This window comes from Ruegeria sp. CDSC068 (assembly GCF_059610545.1).
Window position 1 is genome coordinate 26,034 of sequence record NZ_JBXWNV010000003.1, and the last position, 19,281, is coordinate 45,314.

Annotated in this window: 17 protein-coding genes; 10 read left to right on the top strand and 7 right to left on the bottom strand. The window is 57.9% G+C overall.

All coding sequences use genetic code 11. The annotated features are described in order from the left end of the window. Nucleotides 1–12 precede the first annotated feature (12 nt). The 7 genes from AC2FID_RS07620 (at nt 13) to AC2FID_RS07650 (ending at nt 9,236) form a co-directional block, all read left to right on the top strand. Nucleotides 13–1,662: a long-chain-fatty-acid--CoA ligase gene (locus AC2FID_RS07620; RefSeq protein WP_496836166.1), complete on the top strand. Its 1,650-nt coding sequence runs from the start codon at nt 13–15 to the stop codon at nt 1,660–1,662. A 23-nt stretch (nt 1,663–1,685) separates the two neighbouring features. Further along, on the top strand, nt 1,686–2,867 hold the full coding sequence (locus AC2FID_RS07625) for an acetyl-CoA C-acyltransferase (RefSeq protein ID WP_496836168.1): 1,182 nt from the start codon (nt 1,686–1,688) through the stop codon (nt 2,865–2,867). Next, a complete protein-coding gene (locus AC2FID_RS07630; protein ID WP_496836170.1) occupies nt 2,868–5,165 on the top strand; it encodes a 3-hydroxyacyl-CoA dehydrogenase/enoyl-CoA hydratase family protein in 2,298 nt (765 codons plus the stop codon). It abuts the gene before it with no gap. Nucleotides 5,166–5,177: 12 nt separating this feature from the next. Continuing rightward, complete coding sequence (locus AC2FID_RS07635; protein ID WP_496836172.1) at nt 5,178–6,947, top strand: acyl-CoA dehydrogenase family protein; 1,770 nt, start codon at nt 5,178–5,180, stop codon at nt 6,945–6,947. 254 nt (nt 6,948–7,201) lie between these two features. Continuing rightward, entirely contained in the window at nt 7,202–7,561 is a 360-nt protein-coding gene (locus AC2FID_RS07640) for an LLM class flavin-dependent oxidoreductase (RefSeq protein ID WP_496706158.1), read from the top strand. A 70-nt stretch (nt 7,562–7,631) separates the two neighbouring features. Then, a complete protein-coding gene (locus tag AC2FID_RS07645) occupies nt 7,632–7,781 on the top strand; it encodes a hypothetical protein (protein WP_282119293.1) in 150 nt (49 codons plus the stop codon). A 285-nt stretch (nt 7,782–8,066) separates the two neighbouring features. After that, a complete protein-coding gene (locus AC2FID_RS07650; protein ID WP_496760972.1) occupies nt 8,067–9,236 on the top strand; it encodes an amidohydrolase family protein in 1,170 nt (389 codons plus the stop codon). 211 nt (nt 9,237–9,447) lie between these two features. On the opposite strand, the gene AC2FID_RS07655 is transcribed toward AC2FID_RS07650, so the two are convergent. Genes AC2FID_RS07655 through AC2FID_RS07670 form a run of 4 tightly spaced genes read right to left on the bottom strand, consistent with a single transcriptional unit; the run spans nt 9,448 to nt 14,507 of the window. Beyond that, entirely contained in the window at nt 9,448–10,596 is a 1,149-nt protein-coding gene (locus AC2FID_RS07655; protein WP_496836174.1) for an acetyl-CoA acetyltransferase, read from the bottom strand. 11 nt (nt 10,597–10,607) lie between these two features. Continuing rightward, the gene (locus AC2FID_RS07660) at nt 10,608–11,021 is read right to left on the bottom strand and encodes a Zn-ribbon domain-containing OB-fold protein (protein ID WP_282119296.1); all 414 of its coding nucleotides are present in this window, start codon (nt 11,019–11,021) and stop codon (nt 10,608–10,610) included. Between the two features lie 16 nt (nt 11,022–11,037). Continuing rightward, complete coding sequence (locus AC2FID_RS07665; protein WP_496836177.1) at nt 11,038–12,666, bottom strand: acyl-CoA dehydrogenase family protein; 1,629 nt, start codon at nt 12,664–12,666, stop codon at nt 11,038–11,040. Beyond that, entirely contained in the window at nt 12,663–14,507 is a 1,845-nt protein-coding gene (locus AC2FID_RS07670) for a feruloyl-CoA synthase (protein ID WP_496836179.1), read from the bottom strand. The genes AC2FID_RS07665 and AC2FID_RS07670 overlap by 4 nt, the downstream gene beginning before the upstream one ends. Nucleotides 14,508–14,715: 208 nt before the next feature. Between AC2FID_RS07670 and AC2FID_RS07675 the strand changes: the two genes are divergently transcribed. Next, nucleotides 14,716–15,477: an SDR family NAD(P)-dependent oxidoreductase gene (locus AC2FID_RS07675; protein ID WP_496836181.1), complete on the top strand. Its 762-nt coding sequence runs from the start codon at nt 14,716–14,718 to the stop codon at nt 15,475–15,477. Nucleotides 15,478–15,486: 9 nt separating this feature from the next. Beyond that, nucleotides 15,487–16,257 carry a crotonase/enoyl-CoA hydratase family protein gene (locus tag AC2FID_RS07680; RefSeq protein WP_496836183.1) on the top strand — a complete coding sequence of 257 codons (771 nt, stop codon included), beginning with the start codon at nt 15,487–15,489 and terminating at the stop codon, nt 16,255–16,257. A gap of 76 nt (nt 16,258–16,333) precedes the next feature. On the opposite strand, the gene AC2FID_RS07685 is transcribed toward AC2FID_RS07680, so the two are convergent. Then, nucleotides 16,334–17,140, bottom strand: a complete 807-nt coding sequence (locus AC2FID_RS07685) for a ferredoxin--NADP reductase (protein WP_282119301.1) — start codon at nt 17,138–17,140, stop codon at nt 16,334–16,336. Nucleotides 17,141–17,149: 9 nt separating this feature from the next. Beyond that, a complete protein-coding gene (fdxA, locus tag AC2FID_RS07690) occupies nt 17,150–17,479 on the bottom strand; it encodes a ferredoxin FdxA (RefSeq protein WP_282119302.1) in 330 nt (109 codons plus the stop codon). 268 nt (nt 17,480–17,747) lie between these two features. On the opposite strand from fdxA, the gene AC2FID_RS07695 reads away from it, so the two are divergent. Then, nucleotides 17,748–18,860: a CaiB/BaiF CoA transferase family protein gene (locus tag AC2FID_RS07695; RefSeq protein WP_496836186.1), complete on the top strand. Its 1,113-nt coding sequence runs from the start codon at nt 17,748–17,750 to the stop codon at nt 18,858–18,860. Here AC2FID_RS07695 and AC2FID_RS07700 read toward each other — a convergent pair. Further along, nucleotides 18,855–19,280, bottom strand: a complete 426-nt coding sequence (locus AC2FID_RS07700) for a MarR family winged helix-turn-helix transcriptional regulator (protein ID WP_109311142.1) — start codon at nt 19,278–19,280, stop codon at nt 18,855–18,857. The two genes, AC2FID_RS07695 and AC2FID_RS07700, sit on opposite strands and share 6 nt — an antisense overlap. Between the last annotated feature and the right edge of the window lies 1 nt (nt 19,281).

The window sequence follows — 19,281 nt, forward strand, 5'->3', positions numbered from 1 at the left end:
GAGAGGCAAAAAATGAGCGCAGAAAAAACGACGATTCCCGGTCAGATCATGACGATGCCACTGACGGTGACTAGCATTTTCCGTCATGGCATGCGTGCGCACCCCGAGGCGGAGATTGTCTGGCGCAACTCGGACATGACGATTGATCGCTACAGCTTTGCGGATATGGGGCGACGCACCCAGCAACTGGCCCACGCTTTGACCGAACTGGGTGTGGGGCCGGGTGACCGCGTCGCGACGCTGGCCTGGAACAACAATCGGCATCTGGAACTCTATTATGCATTGGCTTGCATCGGTGCGATTTGCCACACGATCAATCCGCGCCTGCATCCCGATCAGATCGCGTTCATTATCAACGACGCCGAAGACACGCATATGTTCTTCGACACGACTTTTGCGCCGCTGATCAATGCTGTCTCGGCCCGCTGCCCCAGCGTCCAGGCCTGGTTCAGCCTGACTGGCCCGGATCAGGTGCCGCAAATGAAGACTCCCGTCAGTGACTACGAATCTCTGATCGCTGGCAAGCCCGAGGTTTATGACTGGCCCGAACTGGATGAGAGCGCGGCCATGGCGCTGTGCTACACATCTGGTACAACTGGCAATCCCAAAGGCGTTTTGTATTCCCATCGTGGGACCGTGCTGCACGCCATGGGCGTGTCCGGCGGCGACTGGCTGGCGCTCAGCTCGCGTGACGCCACTTTGCCCGTGGTGCCGATGTTCCACGCCTGTGCCTGGGGTATTCCGTATGCGGCCCTGATGAACGGCACCAAACTGGTTATGCCTGGACCGGGCATGGATCCGGCCCCGCTGCGCGAACTTATGGACGACGAAGAGGTCACGATGATCTCGGGTGTGCCGACTGTCTGGCTAGGTTTGTTCGAATATCTGGATCAGCAGGGCGCCACGCTAAAAACGGTCAAACGCGCTATGATGGGAGGTTCCGCTGCGCCACTGTCTCTGATCGAGCAGATCGAAAAAGGCCACGGGATCGACGTGGTGCACGGCTGGGGCATGACCGAGCTGAGCCCGGTCGGGACGCTTTCGGTGCCCAAATGGGGCGAGGATAAACTGCCAATCGACGACCGCCTTGCGCTGAAAACCAAACAGGGCCGTGCGCTTTATGGGGTCGAGATGCGCATCGTTAATGACGAAGGCGAGTTGTTGCCGCATGACGGCGTCGCCTCTGGCATGTTGCAGGTTCGCGGTCACTGGGTTGCTGAAAGCTATTGGGGCGGGGCCGGTGCTGATGCCTTTACCGAGGACGGTTGGTTCATCACCGGAGATGTCGCGGCGATCGACCCGAAAGGCTATCTGCGCCTGACCGACCGAACCAAGGATGTCGTCAAATCGGGCGGTGAGTGGATTTCCTCGATCGATCTGGAAAACATCGCCATGAGCCACCCGGATATTCTGGAGGCCGCCTGTATCGCCGCCAAACACCGCAAATGGGACGAACGCCCGTTGATCGTTGCCGTCAGCCGTGAGGGCTCGGATGTCAGCCGCGAGGACATTCTGGCGCTGTATGACGGCCAGATCGCCAAGTGGTGGACGCCTGACGACGTGGTGTTCCAGGCCGAGCTTCCGCACACCGCGACCGGCAAAGTTTCAAAGCTGCATCTGCGCGAGCAATACGCCGACTACAAGCTGCCCACTGACATCTAATACTTCCTTCAAGGATCAATCTAATGCGTTCTGCTGTAATCGTCTCGACCGCCCGTACTGCAATTGGCAAAGCCTTTCGTGGTGCTTTCAACGACACTCACCCCGCCGTTTATGGTGGCCATGCTGTCGCCGAGGCGGTCAAACGCGCCGGTGTCGACCCGTCTGAAATTGAGGACGTGATCATCGGCAATGCCGTCCCCGAAGGTGCAAACGGCGGCAATCTTGGCCGTCAGGTCGCCATGCGCGCTGATCTGCCCGTGACCGCATCGGGTCAGACAATCAACCGGTTCTGCTCCTCGGGTCTTGAGGCGCTGACGCGCGCCTGCTCGCGGGTCATGGTCGATGGCTGCGATGTGGTTGTCGGTGGCGGTGCCGAAAGCATCTCGCTGGTGATGGGGCGCGACAACACCTATCGCCTGAAAGAGGACTGGATCGCGCAGAACATTCGTGGGTTCTACGATCCGATGATCGCGACCGCCGATACTGTAGCCGAACGCTATGGCATCACCCGCGAGGCGCAGGATGCATTTGCCTTGCAATCGCAGCAGCGCACGGCTGCCGCGCAGGCAGCGGGCAAATTTGACGATGAGATCGTGCCAATCACGGTCACCAAGGCAAACAAGAACAAGGAAACTGGCGAGATCACCTATGAAGAGGTCACGCTGACGCGGGACGAGTGCAACCGTCCTTCGACCACGCTGGAAAGCCTGCAGGGTCTTACCCCAGTGATGGGCGAGGACAAGTGGATCACGGCTGGCAACGCCTCGCAATTGTCCGACGGTGGCTCGGCGCAGGTCGTGGTGGAAGAGAAACTGGCTGAAAAGCGCGGGCTTGCGCCGCTGGGTCGCTACATGGGCTATGTCGTCGCGGGCTGCGAACCCGATGAGATGGGTATCGGTCCGGTGTTTGCAGTGCCGAAATTGTTGGAACGCAATGGCCTCAAGATGGACGATATCGGCCTGTGGGAATTGAATGAGGCCTTTGCATCGCAAGCTCTGTATTGCCGTGACAAGCTGGGCATCCCGAATGAGATCCTGAATGTCGACGGCGGCGCGATTTCCGTGGGCCACCCCTATGGCATGTCGGGCACGCGTATGGTCGGTCACGCGCTGATCGAGGGTAAGAAACGCGGCGCGAAGTACATCGTTGCCACCATGTGCATCGGCGGCGGCATGGGTGCTGCTGGTCTGTTCGAGGTTCTGTAAATGACTGCGATCAACAAAGTTGCTGTCATCGGCTCGGGCGTGATGGGGGCAGGCATTGCCGCCCATTTCGCCAATGCCGGTGCCGAAGTCGTTTTGCTGGACATCGTACCAAAGGATGCCGAAGACCGCTCGATGTTGGCCAAAGGTGCCATTGCACGGATGACCAAGGGCCGCGCGCCGCAACTGGCCGACCCGGCCTATGCCGACCGGCTGACAGCGGGCAATCTGGACGATGATCTGGATCAGCTTTCGACCTGTGATTGGGTGGTCGAGGTCGTTCTGGAAGACCTCGCCATCAAACACGCGCTCTATGCGAAAATTGCGCCTTTCCTGCGCGACGATGCACTGCTGAGCTCGAACACCTCGACCATTCCGCTGGCCGACCTGGTCAGCCAGATGGATGAAAGCCTGCGCAAGCGCTTCGTGATCGTGCATTTCTTTAACCCGCCGCGCTATATGCGCCTGATTGAGCTTGTGATCGGACCGGACACAGATCCGGCTGCTGCGGAACGTGCGCGTGCGTTCAGCGATGAACGCCTCGGCAAAACCGTCGTGCCCTGCAACGACCGCCCCGGTTTCATCGCCAACCGTCTGGGCGGGCTGTGGATGAACGCCGCTGCCCGCGAGGCCGTGGCGCGTGGCATCACGGTCGAGGAGGCTGATACGGTGCTGGCCCGTCCCTTCGGCGTGCCCGGAACGGGTGTATTCGCGTTGATGGACCTGATCGGCATCGACCTGATGGGGAAATCGCGTCTGTCTATGCGCAATCTGCTCGACGCTGATGATCCGCAGCAATTCCATACCGAAGGCCTGGAGCTGTTTGACCAGATGGCCGCCAAGGGTTTGGCCGGTCGCAAGGTCGGTGCGGGTTTCTATCGCAGATCCAAGGACGAAAATGGCAAACCAGTCGCCGAAGCCGTTGATCTGGGAACGCTAGAGTATCGTGCGCAGGCCAGGGGTCCGGAGTTGGCCAAAAGCTTTGGTGTCGACTTCATTGATCAGGCCGGTGATCGGTTGGCTGATTATGTCTGGGCTGTAATGGGGCCGACTTTGTCTTACGCAGCTTACTGCGTGCCCGAGATTACCGCCAACCCGGCGGATATCGATGCAGCGATGGAGCTGGGATACAATTGGCGCATGGGCCCATTCAAGCTGATCGACAAGATTGGTGCGGACAAGATTGTGGCTCGCTTGAAGGCCGAGGGTCAAGATGTGCCGCCCTTGCTGGCGCTGGCCGCTGAACGCGGCGGGATCTATTCAGGTCAGGGCCGTGACCGTAAGGTGCTGTTGCCTTCGGGCGAACAGGCAGACGTGCCGCGTGGGCCCGGGGTGATCTTTGCATCTGACCTGACGGATGCTCCGGTATTCCAGACCGAGGCTGTTGTGCTGCGCAATATGGGTGATGGTGTCGCTCTGCTGACGATCACGGCACCTAATGCGGCTTTGGACGATCTGGTGATGACAGGTGTGAGCGAAGCACTGGACGTCGTGGGCCGAGACTTCAAAGCGATGGTCATCGGGTCGGACGGCAACCACTTTTCGGTCGGGGCCAACTTGAAAAAAGCGCTGGATCGTGCCGATGCAGGGGAATTGGATCTGGTCGAAAGGCAACTGGCCATCGGTCAGGCCACGATGCGCAAGATCAAGTACGCGCCGTTCCCGGTTGTCTCGGCCGCCTGTGGGCTTGCCCTTGGCGGCGGCTGCGAAATCCTAATGCATTCGGATCGGGTTATGGCCGCTTTGGAAAGCAATATCGGATTGGTCGAGGCCAATGTTGGTCTGCTGCCCGCATGGGGCGGAACAACCGCGCTGTTGCTGCTCAAGGCTGCGGAACTTGGTGATGCCGTCCAAGGGGCCGAGGCTGCGTTCGACGTGATTTCAGTCGCTTTGATGACCGGCTCTGCCCCTATGGCGCAGCATGCGGGTTACTTGCGGAAAACCGATGGCGTGGTGATGAACCGCGACCGCCTTTTGGCCGAAGCCAAGGTGGCGGCTCTGGCGTTGGTCGACGGGTACAAACCCGCGCCCAAGGCCGAGATCACACTGGATGCCGCAGCTATCAACGCCGCGTTGGAGCCAAAGCTGGCCGCACTGGCCGAGGCTATGCCAGACGCGCCCTACACGGTCGAGATTGCGTGTGAAACGGCGCACGTACTGGCCGGGGGTGAGGGCGGCGTTCTGGATGAAGAAGCGCTGCACAGGCTGGAAGCCGAAGGCATGATGCGCCTGATCCGACAGGATAAGACACTCGAACGGATGCGCCACACCATGACGACCGGCAAGCCGCTTAAAAACTGAGGGACCATAGGTATGGACTATCAACTCCCGCAGCGGGACATTACTTTTCTGTTGGACGAGGTTCTTGACCTCGACAAGACGCTGGCGCTGCCTGGGTATGAGCATTGCGACAAAGATACGTTCTTTGCGGTCGTTGACGCGATCAACGGCTTTGTGCGCGACAATCTGGCAACGTGCAATGAGGCGGGCGACAGCCCGGGCGCACGGCTTGAAGATGGTAAAGTCTATGCCGCGCCCGGTTTTGGCGATGCCTACAAGGTATTCTGCGAAGACGGCTGGAACGCGCTGGCGCTGGAAGAAGAATATGGCGGCCAACAACTGCCCTTCGTCCTGCATGCTGCCCTGCGTGAAGGGATGGCCGGAACCAATCTGGCTTTTGCCCTGATCCACGAACTGAACTTTGGCGTTGTCGAAGCTTTGATGGCCTATGGCTCGGACGAACAAAAGGCGGTCTACTGCCCTCAGCTGACGTCCGGCAACTGGGCCGGGACCATGAACCTGACCGAGCCGCATTGCGGTACTGATCTGGGCCTGATCCGCACCAAGGCCGTTCGCAATGATGACGGATCTTATGCCATCACCGGCAACAAGATATTCATCACCTGGGGCGACCATGACATGTCGGAAAATGTCGCCCATCTGATCCTCGCACGGATCGAGGGCGCTCAGCCCGGACCGCGTGGACTGTCCCTGTTTTTGGCGCCGAAATACATGCTGGATGCGGACAACAACACAACGGACGAGCAGAACACGATCACCATTGCCGGGATCGAGAACAAGATGGGAATCCACGGATCACCCACCTGCGCGATTTCGTTTGAGGACACCAAGGCCTGGATCGTCGGCGACGAGGGTAAAGGTCTGGCCGCAATGTTCGTAATGATGAACGCCGCGCGCCTGTCGGTCGGCCTGCAAGGGTTGGGCGTAGCTGAGGCCGCTGTACAAACCGCGTCGGCATATGCCCACGAACGCCGTCAGGGTCGCGCAGACGGGGAACCTTTGAACCCGAACGGTCCTGCGGATCCGCTGATTGCCCATGCGGACGTACGCCGCCGCCTGCTGACCGCCCAAGGCGAAATGGACGCTGCCCGTGCGCTGGCTTATTTCGGAGCGGGCCTGTTGGATGAAGTTCATCGTGCCGCAACGCCCGAGCAGCGCAAAGTTGCAGACGCGCGCCTTTCGCTACTGACGCCGGTCATCAAGTCCTACCTTTCGGACATGGGATCGCGAATGGCGAATGAGGCTGTGCAGATGCATGGCGGGCATGGCTTCATCAAAGATTATGGCGTCGAACAGTTGGTGCGTGATGTGCGGATCACCGAAATCTACGAAGGTACCAATGCCGTTCAGGCCCGCGATCTGGTTATGCGCAAGGTGCGCGGCGACAATGGTGTCGTCATCAAGGGTCTAGTGGCCGATATGCTGGACGAGGCGGGCAAATTGGGCAACGACCTCTCTGACTTAGAGAAAAGCTTGCGCGATGCGGCATCCCGGCTTGGACGTTCGACGGATTGGGTGCTGGGCACAGCGCAAGGTGACGTGCTGTCCGGGGCCTGTGACTATCTTGAAATTGTAGCCCTCAGCGTATCGGCCTGGATGTCCGCCCGTATTGCACGGGTGGCCAAGGCTGCAGCGGGCGCTCAATCGCCAGAGTACTATGCGGATCGGGTGGATGCAGCGCGCGCCTTTATGGCGCGGGCATTGCCCCGTGCTGTCAGCCACGAATTGATCATGCAGGCCGGTGAACCCAGCGTTGTATGTCGGGCTGATCGCTGTCTGTAACTCCTCCTTCTTCACAGACAGTGGTGCTAAAGGGCGTTCTGGAAACAGGGCGCCCTTGTTGCGTTTCTTGACCCAAATCGAGTTCCGTTGAGCGGTCAGCAGTAGAATTTCGGGAACGGGCACTAAAGGCAGGTATAGTCTTGAAAACCCACAACCTTGTACAACTTTATATGCATTCAAAGGGCGAAAATGTCGTTCTGCCCGGCTCGGACCCGGATCGGTATGAAACGCTGTTAGAACGGACAACCGAGTAGATGAGATTTGCCGACGAAAACGGGTATGCCGGGTTTTGCATGACCGAGCATCATTTTCAGATGGAAGGGATCGAAACCACGACCAATCCGCCTTTGTGGAATATGCACATCGCTGCAAACACCAAAAACCCGATGGTGGGGCAGGTGGGTATGGCGCTGACGGCGCATCACCCGATGCGTCTGGCCGAGGATCTGGCAACGATCGATCACGTGCCCGGTGGCCGACTGTTCTGTGGTTTTGGTTGGGACAACACGCCGCGCTGGCTGAATACACTGGCGTGGCATCTTTATATCATCACAATCCAATCTGACCATCGGATCGACCGAAGCGCAGGCCGGGCAGCACTACCGCGTTTTTGAGGAATTGTTCAATTTCGCCCCTAACGCCCCGCCATATTATGTGCCGATGTGGCGGGTCTGGAAAGGCGCCGTGTACCAGGTGATCGATCAGGTTGGTGCGTTGAAAGAGAAACACGGGACCAAGGAATTCGTCGTCTGGCATCACGTCGGTTACTTCACGCAGGATGAAGATCTTGAGATCATGAACAACTACGCCAAAGTCATCACGGCGTTTTCCTGACCCGCGGCAATAGGGGCAACAGCGCCCAAGCCGCGGTACTAGTCGGTGGCTTGCCGAATGCAGGTTTCTTACTAACAGGCGAGGATTGGTCGGCTCTGGTCTATCAGCCGCTCAAGGGTAGCCAATCCCGGCGTAGTGCCAGTTAGAAGGTCTTGACACAGGCGTTCTAATATCGCTTGTATACTAATGAAAATGGATGAAGAAAGCACGACGGCCGAACGATTTCTTGGCGTGCTTTTTTGATCCAAATATGAACCGGAAATCACACGCTAAATGGGGGATCAGATGGCTGACGCACCAAAAGACACACCGGAACAGGGTCGCACACTAATCCGTAACATCGGTCTGCTTCTGACCGGTGATCTGGAATCGCCTATTGCCGACAGTGATTGCCTTCTCATCGAAGGCGGAGTGATTGTGGGCCTTGAGGCCGGCGACGCGGATCGCGTAATTGACGCCTCTGGTTGTGCGGTCGCACCGGGCCTGATTGATGGCCATTGCCACCCGGTTTTCGGCGATTGGACCCCGCGCCAAAGCCAGATTGGCTGGATCGAAATGAATGTTAACGGCGGCGTCACAAGCTTTATTTCCGCCGGCGAAGTCCATCTGCCTGGTCGGCCCAAGGATGCCGAAGGCGTCAAGGCTTTGGCGATGGTGGCACAACGTTGCTATTCAAATTTCCGCCCGTCCGGTGCCAAGGTTTTGGCAGGAGCGCCAGTGCCCGAACTTGATTTTGATCGCGATTTCTATGCGGCAATAAAGGCGGCCGGTATCCGGCATATTGGAGAGATCGGCCTTGGGACAGTTGCCAAAGGTCCCGACGCGGCCCGCGTCACCGGCTGGTGTCGGGAATTGGGAATAGAAACCATTATGCATACTGGCGGCCCTTCGATTGCGGGCTCTCACGATGTTCGAGCAGCAGATGTGCTAGAGGCGCAACCGGACGTAGTCAGCCATATCAATGGTGGACCAACCTCAATTTCCCAGGATGAAATCCGAGAGCTTTGCCGCCACGCGAAAGGGGCGCTTGAAGCGGTACACAATGGCAACGAGAAGTCGGTAATTGTGACGCTGGAAGGCGCGTTGGCCGAAGGTCGCCTTGTCGATTTCTTGATTGGAACAGATGCCCCAGCGGGGTCTGGTGTACAGCCGAATGGAATGCTGCGAATGGCAACTCTGCTGGCCAGTATTGGCGGATTGCCTGCCGAACAAGCTTGGTGCTGTGGTACCGGAAACGTGGCAAAGAGACGGGATCTTGCACAAGGCATCGTCGCACCAGGCCGCCCAGCCGATCTGGTGTTCATGGACCGCCCAGAAGGATCGGACGGTAAGAACGTTTTGGAGGGCATGGCGGTCGGCAACATCCCCGGAGTTGGGGCCGTTATGATTGATGGCAAAATGCGAACCGGACGGTCACGTTCGACCCCTCCTGCAGCGCGCGTACCCGTACTTTAAAGACACGGGAAACGTAGGTTTGATGCCTAAGCCCGACCGCCAGATGAGCAGTCGGGCTTAGGGCTTTCCCAAAAATACGAAATAGGATTGTCTGCTTCTGACGCTAACTGACCGTTTCCGAGGGTTCGTCTTCGGTAGGTTGCGTTCTATCGCACTGGCAAAACCTCAAACTTTGGGAGCGGGGGGGCGAATTTGCCCCTATTTTGATCGCTCAAAGCGCCGCTTCGCTGCCCAGAACGGTCGTGAACTCGTTCGAGAACGTGCCGCCGTTGCCATGGGCAATCGCAATATTCACATCATCGATCTGACGATTGCCGCCGTCGCCCCGTATCTGGGTGGCCGCCTCGATCAGGCAGAACAGGCCGTACATGCCGGGGTGCACACAACTTAGCCCGCCGCCATTGGTGTTTACCGGCAGCGAGCCTCCCGGTGCGATGTTGCCATCGGCCACAAAAGCCCCAGCCTCGCCTTTCTTGACAAAGCCCATGTCCTCGAGAAACAGCAGCGTGTTAATCGTGAAGGCGTCATAAAGCTCGACCACATCAACATCTTTGGTAGTGACGCTGGCCATCTCGAACGCACGTTTCGAACTTTCGGCGGCACAAGTTGTGGTCAGCGTTGCCGCCTGACTGATCTCACGGTGGGAAATCGCGTTGCCGCCGCCCAGGAAATAGGCGGGCTTTTCCTGATAGTCCTTTGCTCGGTCGGCTGAGGTCACGATGATCGCGGCACCGCCATCCGACATCAGGCAGCAATCCAGAACCGCCAGTGGATCGGCAACCATGGGCGAGTTCAGATACTCCTCCATCGTCAGGTCATCCTGCATTGGCGCATCGGGGTTCAGCTGAGCCCATTTCCGGGCCGAGATGGCGACATGGCCGAAATGCTCTTTGGGTACGTTGAACTCGTGCATATAGCGCTGCGCGGTGAAGGCATATCCCGGCACCGGCACCATTGGTTCATAGGCGCGTTCCCATTGCGGGGTTTCGATCAACCCGTTGAGATCGCGCGCGGATTTCGCGTTCGAGCCGTAGCAGATCAGCACGTTCTTGCAAAGACCGGCCTGAATCGCCATGGTCGCTTCGACTAAATAGGACATGAAGGACGATCCGCCCACCATGTCCGAGTTCGCCCAGGTTGGCTTGATGCCCAGATACTCGGCGATCGAGAGGGTGGGGAAGAAGTGGTAGAAGGTGCCGCCACAGACGCCGTCGATCTCGGACAGGTCCATGCCTGCATCGGTCAGCGCGTTCTGCGTGGCTTTGGCGATCAGTTCCATTGGTGAGGTGTTGGGCGTTTTGCCCAAACCCCAATAGCCTTTGCCAACGATTGCAGATTTGCCGCGAAGTGCGTGTGCCATGATTGAATTCCTTATTCCGCGGGCTTGAAGAACACGGCGGCTTCGCCGGATTTCGCGTTGGGCCCGAAGTCGGGGGTCATGACAACGGCCTGCACTTTCATACCGATGGTGATCGCTTCGTTGTCCACGTCCACAATGCGGCTGAACATGCGCGGACCTTCGTCCAGATCAATCAGCACGTTGTTGATGTCACCGCCGTATTTTGCTGGACGTCGGATGATGGTCGAGGCAAAGACAGTGCCGCGGCCCGAGGCTTCGACCCATTCCAGATCGTCTGCTCCGGTAGTAGGGGACAGAGCGCGTGGGTAGAAGTTGTATTCACCGGTGGTTTTTGAGCGCTGGATCAGAAATTTTCCAGCGGCCAGACCGGATCGGAATGCCGCGTCGGCCTGTGGGCTGGCTTCGGGAAGAGTAAAGTCAGTCATGTGTCGTCCTTGATGTTCACGCGGCAAAGATCGCCGCAGAATGCGTGGGTTCTGGATTGAGGATGCGGTGCCGCAACAAACCGGCTTCGGGCAGGATGCGCGCCCGGACATGGGCCGCAGTGGCGCGCAACAATTCGGGTTCCGGGGCGTTGTCCGCGGCGGCCTCGAGATCCGCCCAGACGCGACCAAAATATACCAGCCCGGTCAGCCGCATATAGTCCGAGACTGACGGACCGATATCCATATAGCTTTGCATGGCTTGGGTTGCGGATTTCCAGGCGTCGATCGCATCGGCCAGCTCGACCGAGCTGGGGCCCGTTGAGGCCAAATCGGCAAAAGCCTGCGCCGCCGCACCGCCATTTGCGCGGATCGCGCGGCGGGCAACTCCGGTCGCCAGAACGCCGTTGGTACCTTCGTAAATCGCCATGATGCGGCTGTCGCGCATGATCTGTTCAACGCGGTATTCCTTGCAGAATCCATAGCCGCCGTGGATTTGCACTGCCTGGCTTGAGGCCGCGTTGACTGCGTCGGTCGCGAATGCCTTGCAGGTCGGAGTAAGGATATCCAGCAACCCCTGATCAATGCCCAAATCCATATCCACAAAAGTGCGATAGACCATCGCCCGGCATCCCAGCGTGTAGGCGTAGATATCCAGCAACATCCGCTGAACGTCACCGTGTTTGATGATCAGCGCCGAGCCTTCTGATGTTGTGCCCTGGCGCCGACCTGCGGCATGCAAACGCGACCGCTGAAAAGCCACGTCCATTTGGCCCACGGCCTGCAGGGCCACATCCAGACGCTCGGCATTCATCATAGTGAACATGGCGGCCAGCCCCTGGCCTAACTGGCCCAACAATTCGGCCTTTGCGCCGTCGAACGCCATCTGACAGGTGGGTGAGGCATGCAGCCCCATCTTTTCTTCGATCCGTACGGTCTGAACCCGGTTACGTGTCCCATCGGGTAACACGGCAGGGCAGGCGAACAGGCTGAGACCCCTGACCCCCGGTGCCGTGTCCGGGGTGCGCGCGAGCACCAGATGCAATACGTTGTCGGTATAGTCGTGATCACCGCCCGAGATGAAGATTTTGGTACCGCTGAGCACATAGCTATCACCATCCGGCGTAGCGGTCGTTTTGATCCGACCCAGATCTGACCCCGCATCCGGCTCGGTCAGGCACATCGATGCCATCCATTCGCCGGACACCAGCGACGGCAGCAGTCGCGCCTTTTGATCGTCATTGCCTGAGGCATTCAGAGTTCGAATGCAGCCTTGCGCCAGACTCAGCACCATCTCATAGGAAATACACGCGCCAGCCAGCATGTCCGCCAGAACCGCACCCAGAATGTGTGGCAATTCCTGCCCGCCATATTCTTCAGGTGCGCACAAGCCCGGCCAACCGGCATCGGCATAGCGCTTATAGGCGGCAACCATGCCCGGTGGCATCCGTACACGGCCATTTTCCAGACGCGTGCCGTGTGCCTCGCCGATCATGTCCAAAGGGGCAATTTCGGTGTTGATGAAGCGGCCTAAGGCTGGGATTACAGCCTCGGCCAGATCGTCGCTCCAACCGGGCAGCCGCTCGGGCCGACCGATATGCTTGAGGACGAATGCAATCTCGGCTTCAGAGGCGGTGTAGTCGATCATGTGGTAGCCTTTCCTGATACGATCACATCCTCGGACCCTTCATACAATCCAGTGACCGCGTCGGCCCGAAGTTCTAGCGCAAAGCGTTGATTTATATAGCCTTTATCCGTGACTTCATTCTTTTCAACCGACGGGGCGTCGTGTTCGATGCGAACGCGTTTCACGCGTGTGGCGCTGCCGGTTTGGTCGGCATTGTATGCAGCCAAACGTTCGGCAATGAAGGCGCGCACAGTCGGATCATCAGCGTAACCTGCCAATGTGTCGCCCCGTCCGGTCAGGGTTTTGCATTCATCTATGTTTAGGAACAGAAGCGCACCAATTTCGGTCCGGTTATGGCCGGTAATGACCGCATCCGAGGCAATCGGGCTAAGCGCCTGCAGTAACGCAACACGTAAGCTGCCGACGGCGACCCAAGTGCCGGTCATCAGTTTGAAGTTCTCAGAGATGCGGCCATCGAATACGATGCCCTTCGACGGGTCATCTGGATCTTGCAAACGTCCCGCGTCGCCAGTCAGGAAGTACCCTTCGTCATCAAACGCCTCGGCGGTTTTTTCGGCGTTGTTCAGATAACCTGTTGTCACATGCGGTCCGCGGACCCGCATTTCCAGCTTGCCACCATTGGGCAGAAACTTCAGCTCGGATCCCGGACCCGGCACCCCGATGACGCCTGCCTTGTCGATGGGGAAGTGCACACAGGTGGCCATCATCGCCTCAGTCAGGCCCCAGGCGCTTACAAACGGGATTTTCTCGCCCTGTTCCTGCACGCCCAATTGTTCCAGACCTTCCCAAAGATGGTCGGGTAGCCCCGCACCAGAGAAAAAGATCAGATCAAGCCGCTTGAAAAAAGCGTTGCGAAAGGCTGCGTCCTCGCGCAGGACCGGTAAAAGCATGTCAAAACCGCGCGGGACGTTGAAGAATAGGGTGGGTGAAACGTCGCGCACGTTGCGAATTGTCTTTTCAATCTCGCCCGGCACGGGTTTGCCATCATCGATATAAAAGCTGCCGCCGTTGCGCAGCATCATGTTGAAGTTGAAATTGCCGCCGAACGTATGGTTCCAGGGCAGCCAATCAACCACGACAGGTGGGGCGCTTTCCAGAAACGGCCAAATCTGCACCACGGCTTCTTGAGTGGCCAACATCATGCGCTGCGTAACGATGACACCCTTGGGCAACCCGGTTGAGCCAGAAGTGAACAGGATCTTGGCCGGCGTGTCATGGTCAATCGTGGCACGCGCTTGGGCAACCGGTTCGCCAGCTGTGGCTTCTAGGGCGTGCTCAAAGGTCAGTGCGCCATTGTCCGACAGCTGTTCGATGCCTTCCGAGGCGAGAAACTCAAAAGCATGGGCAAAGCCCTTGGCATCATCGGCAAAGGCCATACCGGGATTTGTGGTCCTGACGATATGGCGCAGTTTGGCCAGCGACTCGTCGACCAGAGAGTAAGGAACAGAAACCGGCACCACCGGAATGCCCACATGCATAGCAGCCAGCATCAGCAGACCGTGCCGGACCGAATTGCCTGACAGAATCAAAAGTGGGCGGTCTTGAGCCAGCCCCATGCTCAGAAGAAACGCAGCCAGTGAGCGGGTTTGCGCCAAAGCCTCGGAATAGGTGACGCTGATCCATTCACCGTCTGGCCCACGTTCTGCCAGAAAAAGGCGATCAGGTGCTTCTTCGGCCCAGCGTTCCAAATATTCGGAAACACATTTTACGTCCATATCCAGCAGGTAGGGGCTGCGTAAAACAAAAGCGCCATCGCCCAGATCTTCTCGTAACACCTGTGAAGGGGCGAATTTTTTGAGATGCCCCAAGTCGTGTTCTTTTTGCCGGGCTGAAATGCTCATTTTTCCTCTCCCTGTCATCGGGTCGCACTGGGCGCGACATGATGCATATTTTGAAAATCAGGCTATCCAATAAATTGTTAGTATGCAAATGTAATATTGATCGTTCACTAAATAACAATTCAACGGGTATGACGCATTAGGAAATCGCGCAAGACCGAAGCCTGATTTCGTTGCGTTATGGCGTTCGGGGCGCACAGGGAGACATGTAATGAAAATCGAAAACGCATCCGCAATCGTGACTGGCGGTGCCTCGGGGTTGGGGTTTGCGACGGCCGAGTATCTTGCATCATGCGGGGCGAAAGTGACCCTGTTCGACCTGCCCGGCGACAAGCTGGACGAGGCCGCAATGCGACTGGGGGCAATTGCCGCGCCTTGCGACGTCACCAATGAAGCCCAGGTTTCTGCGGCGCTGGACACGGCAATTGCCGCCAATGGTTTACCCCGTGTTGTCGTCAATTGCGCCGGCGTCACACATGGCGAGCGGATCGTAGGGCGCAACGGCCCGGCGGCGCTGGACGCGTTCGCCAGAACGGTCCAGATCAACCTGATAGGCACCTTTAATGTCATGCGCCTGGCGGCTGAGCGGATCATGCAAAACGACCCGCTTGAGGATAACGAGCGCGGGATTATCATCAACACTGCGTCGGCGGCGGCTTTTGAGGGGCAGATCGGACAAGCGGCCTATTCTGCCTCGAAAGGTGGGGTCGCCAGCTTGACCTTGCCTGCGGCGCGGGAATTTGCGCGCTCGGGCGTTCGGGTCATGGCGATTGCACCGGGTATCTTCTCGACCCCGATGATGGATTTGCTGCCGCAAGAGATTCAGGACAGTCTGGGGGCCAAGGTTCCCTTCCCGTCGCGTCTTGGACAGCCGGCTGAGTACGCGCGCTTGGCAGGGCACATGATCGAAAACACCATGCTGAACGGTGAATGCGTGCGTCTGGACGGCGCGATCCGTTTGGAACCCAAGTAAGGCTTTGCAATGGAATACACACATATCACCCCAGAGACAGACGGCCCGGTCGGTATCCTGACGCTGGACCGACCTGCCAAGTTCAATGCGATCAATCACGGGCTGCTGTTCGAGATCGAGCACTATTTCGACACCCTTCCCGATGAGATCGGCGCCGTTGTGATCCGCAGTTCCAGTCAGCATTTCTGTGCCGGGCTGGACCTGTTGGAACATTCGATGCGCGACGCCGCAGGGGCGATGCATGAATGTCGCCTGTGGCACCGGATTTTCGACAAAATCGAATACGGACGGGTTCCGGTCGTCGCCGCAATGAACGGTGGTGTTCTGGGCGGTGGGATGGAGCTGGCTATGACCGCCCACATACGGGTCTCGCAGCAAGATACGTTTTATGAACTGCCCGAAGGACGCCGCGCAATCTTTGTCGGCGGCGGCGCAACCGTTCGCGTTGGCCGGATCATCGGGGCCAGCCGGATGATGGAGATGATGCTGACCGGTCGCCGCTATGGCTCGGACAAAGGGTTGCAACTGGGGCTGGCGCATTATGTTGAGCCGGACGGATCCGTGTTTGACAAAGCGATGGAGCTGGCCTGGCGTGTGACCGAGAATGCGCCACTGTCAAATTACATGATGATGCAGGCGATCACGCGCATCAATGACATGTCGGCCAGTGATGGCTTCTTTACCGAAAGCCTGGCTGCGGCGATTGCCCAATCCTCACCCGAAGCGCGGGCCGGGATGGAGGCGTTTCTGAACAAGACAGGAAAGCGGGACAATCAGTAAGTCCCGAGACACGCGGGATCTGGTGTGAGAGCGTTTCACCAGATCCCGGTGTAGGGCGGGGCAGAGCCCCGGTTGGTCAATCGACAAAGGCGCGTTCGACCACAAAAGTTGCAGGTTTGTTGTTCGCGCCCTCTTCCAGGCCGAACCCTTCCAGCGCGGCCTTGGTATCCTGCAGCATCGCCATCGAGCCGCAGATCATTCCGCGATCTGTTTCTGGTGAGATTAGCGGCAGGTCCAAATCATCGAACACTTTGCCCGATGCCATAAGATCGGTGATCCGACCTTTGAACGGATAGTCCTCACGCGTGAGGGTGCAATAGTGCCGCAAATTCTGTGCCATCTCGCCAACCAGCGGATCGGATTTGAGCGCCGCAACCAGTTCCTTGCCATAGTCCAGCTCGCCTTTTTCCCGACAGGTATGGGTCAGGACTACTTCGTCGAACTTCTCATAGGTTTCAGGGTCGCGGATCAGCGACGCAAAGGGCGCAACGCCGGTTCCGGTCGAAAACATCCAAAGCCGTTTACCCGGCAACAGCGCGTCATTGACCAGCGTGCCTGTGGGCTTTTTGCGCATCAAAACCGTATCACCTTCGCGGATTTTTTGCAGGTGTTCGGTAAGTGGGCCGCCGGGAACCTTGATCGAATAGAACTCGATCTCTTCGTCCCAACTGGGCGAGGCAATGGAATAGGCGCGGAACACGGGTTTTTCCGCATTCGGCAGGCCGATCATCACAAATTCACCTGACCGAAACCGGAAGGAAGCCGGGCGGGTGATGCGGAATTTGAACAAGCGATCAGTGTAGTGTTTCACCTCGGTCACGGTTTCGGCGAACACGCCCGCCGGAATGGGGAATTCGGTTTTGGTCATGGAATCCAGCGACATCTTGATCTCCTATTCTGCCGGGGCTTCGGACAGAAGCTCCAGTTTGCCGTCCTTGCCGTTCCAATCGTCTGCGTCAGGCATCGGGTTTTTCTTTTCGGTGATGACGGGCCACGCCTCTGCGTATTTCCCGTTTAGTTCGACCCACGTCTCCATCCCGTCCTCAGTGTCCGGGCGGATTGCGTCGGCGGGGCATTCCGGTTCACACACACCGCAGTCGATACATTCGTCGGGATGGATGACCAGTGTATTTTCCCCTTCGTAGAAGCAATCCACTGGGCAAACCTCCACGCAATCGGTGAATTTGCAGTTGATGCAGTTTTCGGTGACGACGTAAGTCATGGAGTGCCTATTCGTTAGTGTACGAATGAGTATTGTGAGAAGTGCGTGCCTGTCAATACGTTTCTGTACGAATGAAATTTTCCTGAGTCGGACTCTTGACCCAAATGTGAAAAAAGTTAGTGTACTAACGAAAATACTGCGCTTCGGCAGGGTGGCATGACTGACAAGCGGGTTGTCGAAACATCGGACTTATGCTGTTGGGGAGATGCAGGATTCGATCCCGGACACAAGTTGGCCGATCGCAGCAGAGTTTTGAAAGGTTCAACCCATGAGCACCCCCTTGCACGGACTGAAAGTGATCGAACTTGCCCGCATTCTGGCCGGACCCTGGATCGGGCAGACATTGGCCGATCTGGGGGCGGATGTGCTCAAAGTCGAAAGCCCCGAGGGGGATGATACCCGAAAATGGGGCCCTCCGTTTATCGAACGCGATGGCGATAAGACAGCCGCTTATTTCCACGCGGCCAATCGGGGCAAGGACAGTATCGCATTGGATTTCCGGGATACGGGTGATCGGGCCAAGTTGCTGGATCTGATCCGCGATGCGGATGTGCTGATCGAAAACTTCAAGGTCGGCGGGTTGAAGAAATTCGGCCTGGATTATGATAGCGTCAAACAGATCAACCCCGGACTTGTTTACGCATCCGTCACTGGGTTCGGTCAGGATGGGCCCTATGCCCATCGGGCGGGGTATGATTTTCTTATCCAGGGTATGAGCGGGATCATGGACCTGACAGGCGACCCCGAGGGAGAGCCGCAAAAGATCGGCGTCGCCTTTGCAGATATCTTCACGGGCCTCTACGGGGTGATCGGCATTCAGGCTGCACTTGCTGAACGAGAGCGCTCGGGGCAGGGACAACACGTGGATCTGAGCCTGCTGGATTGCATGACAGGCGTTTTGGCCAATCAGGCGATGAATTATCTGGCCTCGGGTACGTGCCCAACGCGACTGGGTAACGCCCATCCCAATATCGTGCCTTATCAGGTGTTTCCGGTGGCGGATGGACACATCATCATCGCCTGCGGCAACGACCGGCAATATGCAAGGCTGTGCCAAATACTGGGCTTGCCGGGGTTGATCGACGATACACGGTTCATGTCCAACGCTGACCGTGTGGAAAATCGCGCTGCGTTGACTGAATTGCTGACGAGTTCCTGTCTGAAATGGACCAAGGTCGATCTGTTGGCGGCCCTTGAACAACATGGCGTGCCCGGTGGTCCGATCAATTCAGTGCAAGAGGCGCTGAGCGACCCGCAGATTCAGCATCGCGAGATGCAGATCAACCCGGAAGGCGTGCCCGGTCTGCGCACTCCGATCCGGTTTTCGCGGTCTGAATTGCAGTTGGACAAGGCGTCTGCCAAACGGCCCGTCAAATCATGAGATTTTGCGCAAAATCCGGATCAGGTTGCGCTGTTCAGCGGCCGTCAGCGGCTTGAGTGTTTCGTTGGTGATCTGCTGACCGACATCTTTCATCCGCGCGACCATGGCCTCGCCTTCGGGGGATAGCGAAATCAGTGTGCGTCGCTTGTCGTCCGGGTCGGGTTCGACAACCGCAAATCCCTTTTGACGCAGGCGATCAACGACCCCTTTGATTGTCGCAACATCCATTGCCGCTAGCCGCCCCAACCGGTTTTGAGAGCACTTGCCCAAATCTGCAATACGGATCAGCGCAGCAAACTGAGTTGGCGTCAGGCCGTCCAATGTGTGTGACTGGAAAATCGACGCGTGGCGCTGATTGGCCAGCCGCAAAAGATAGCCGACCTGGTCGTCAAGCGCATAGCTTTCAATCGATTCCGTCATG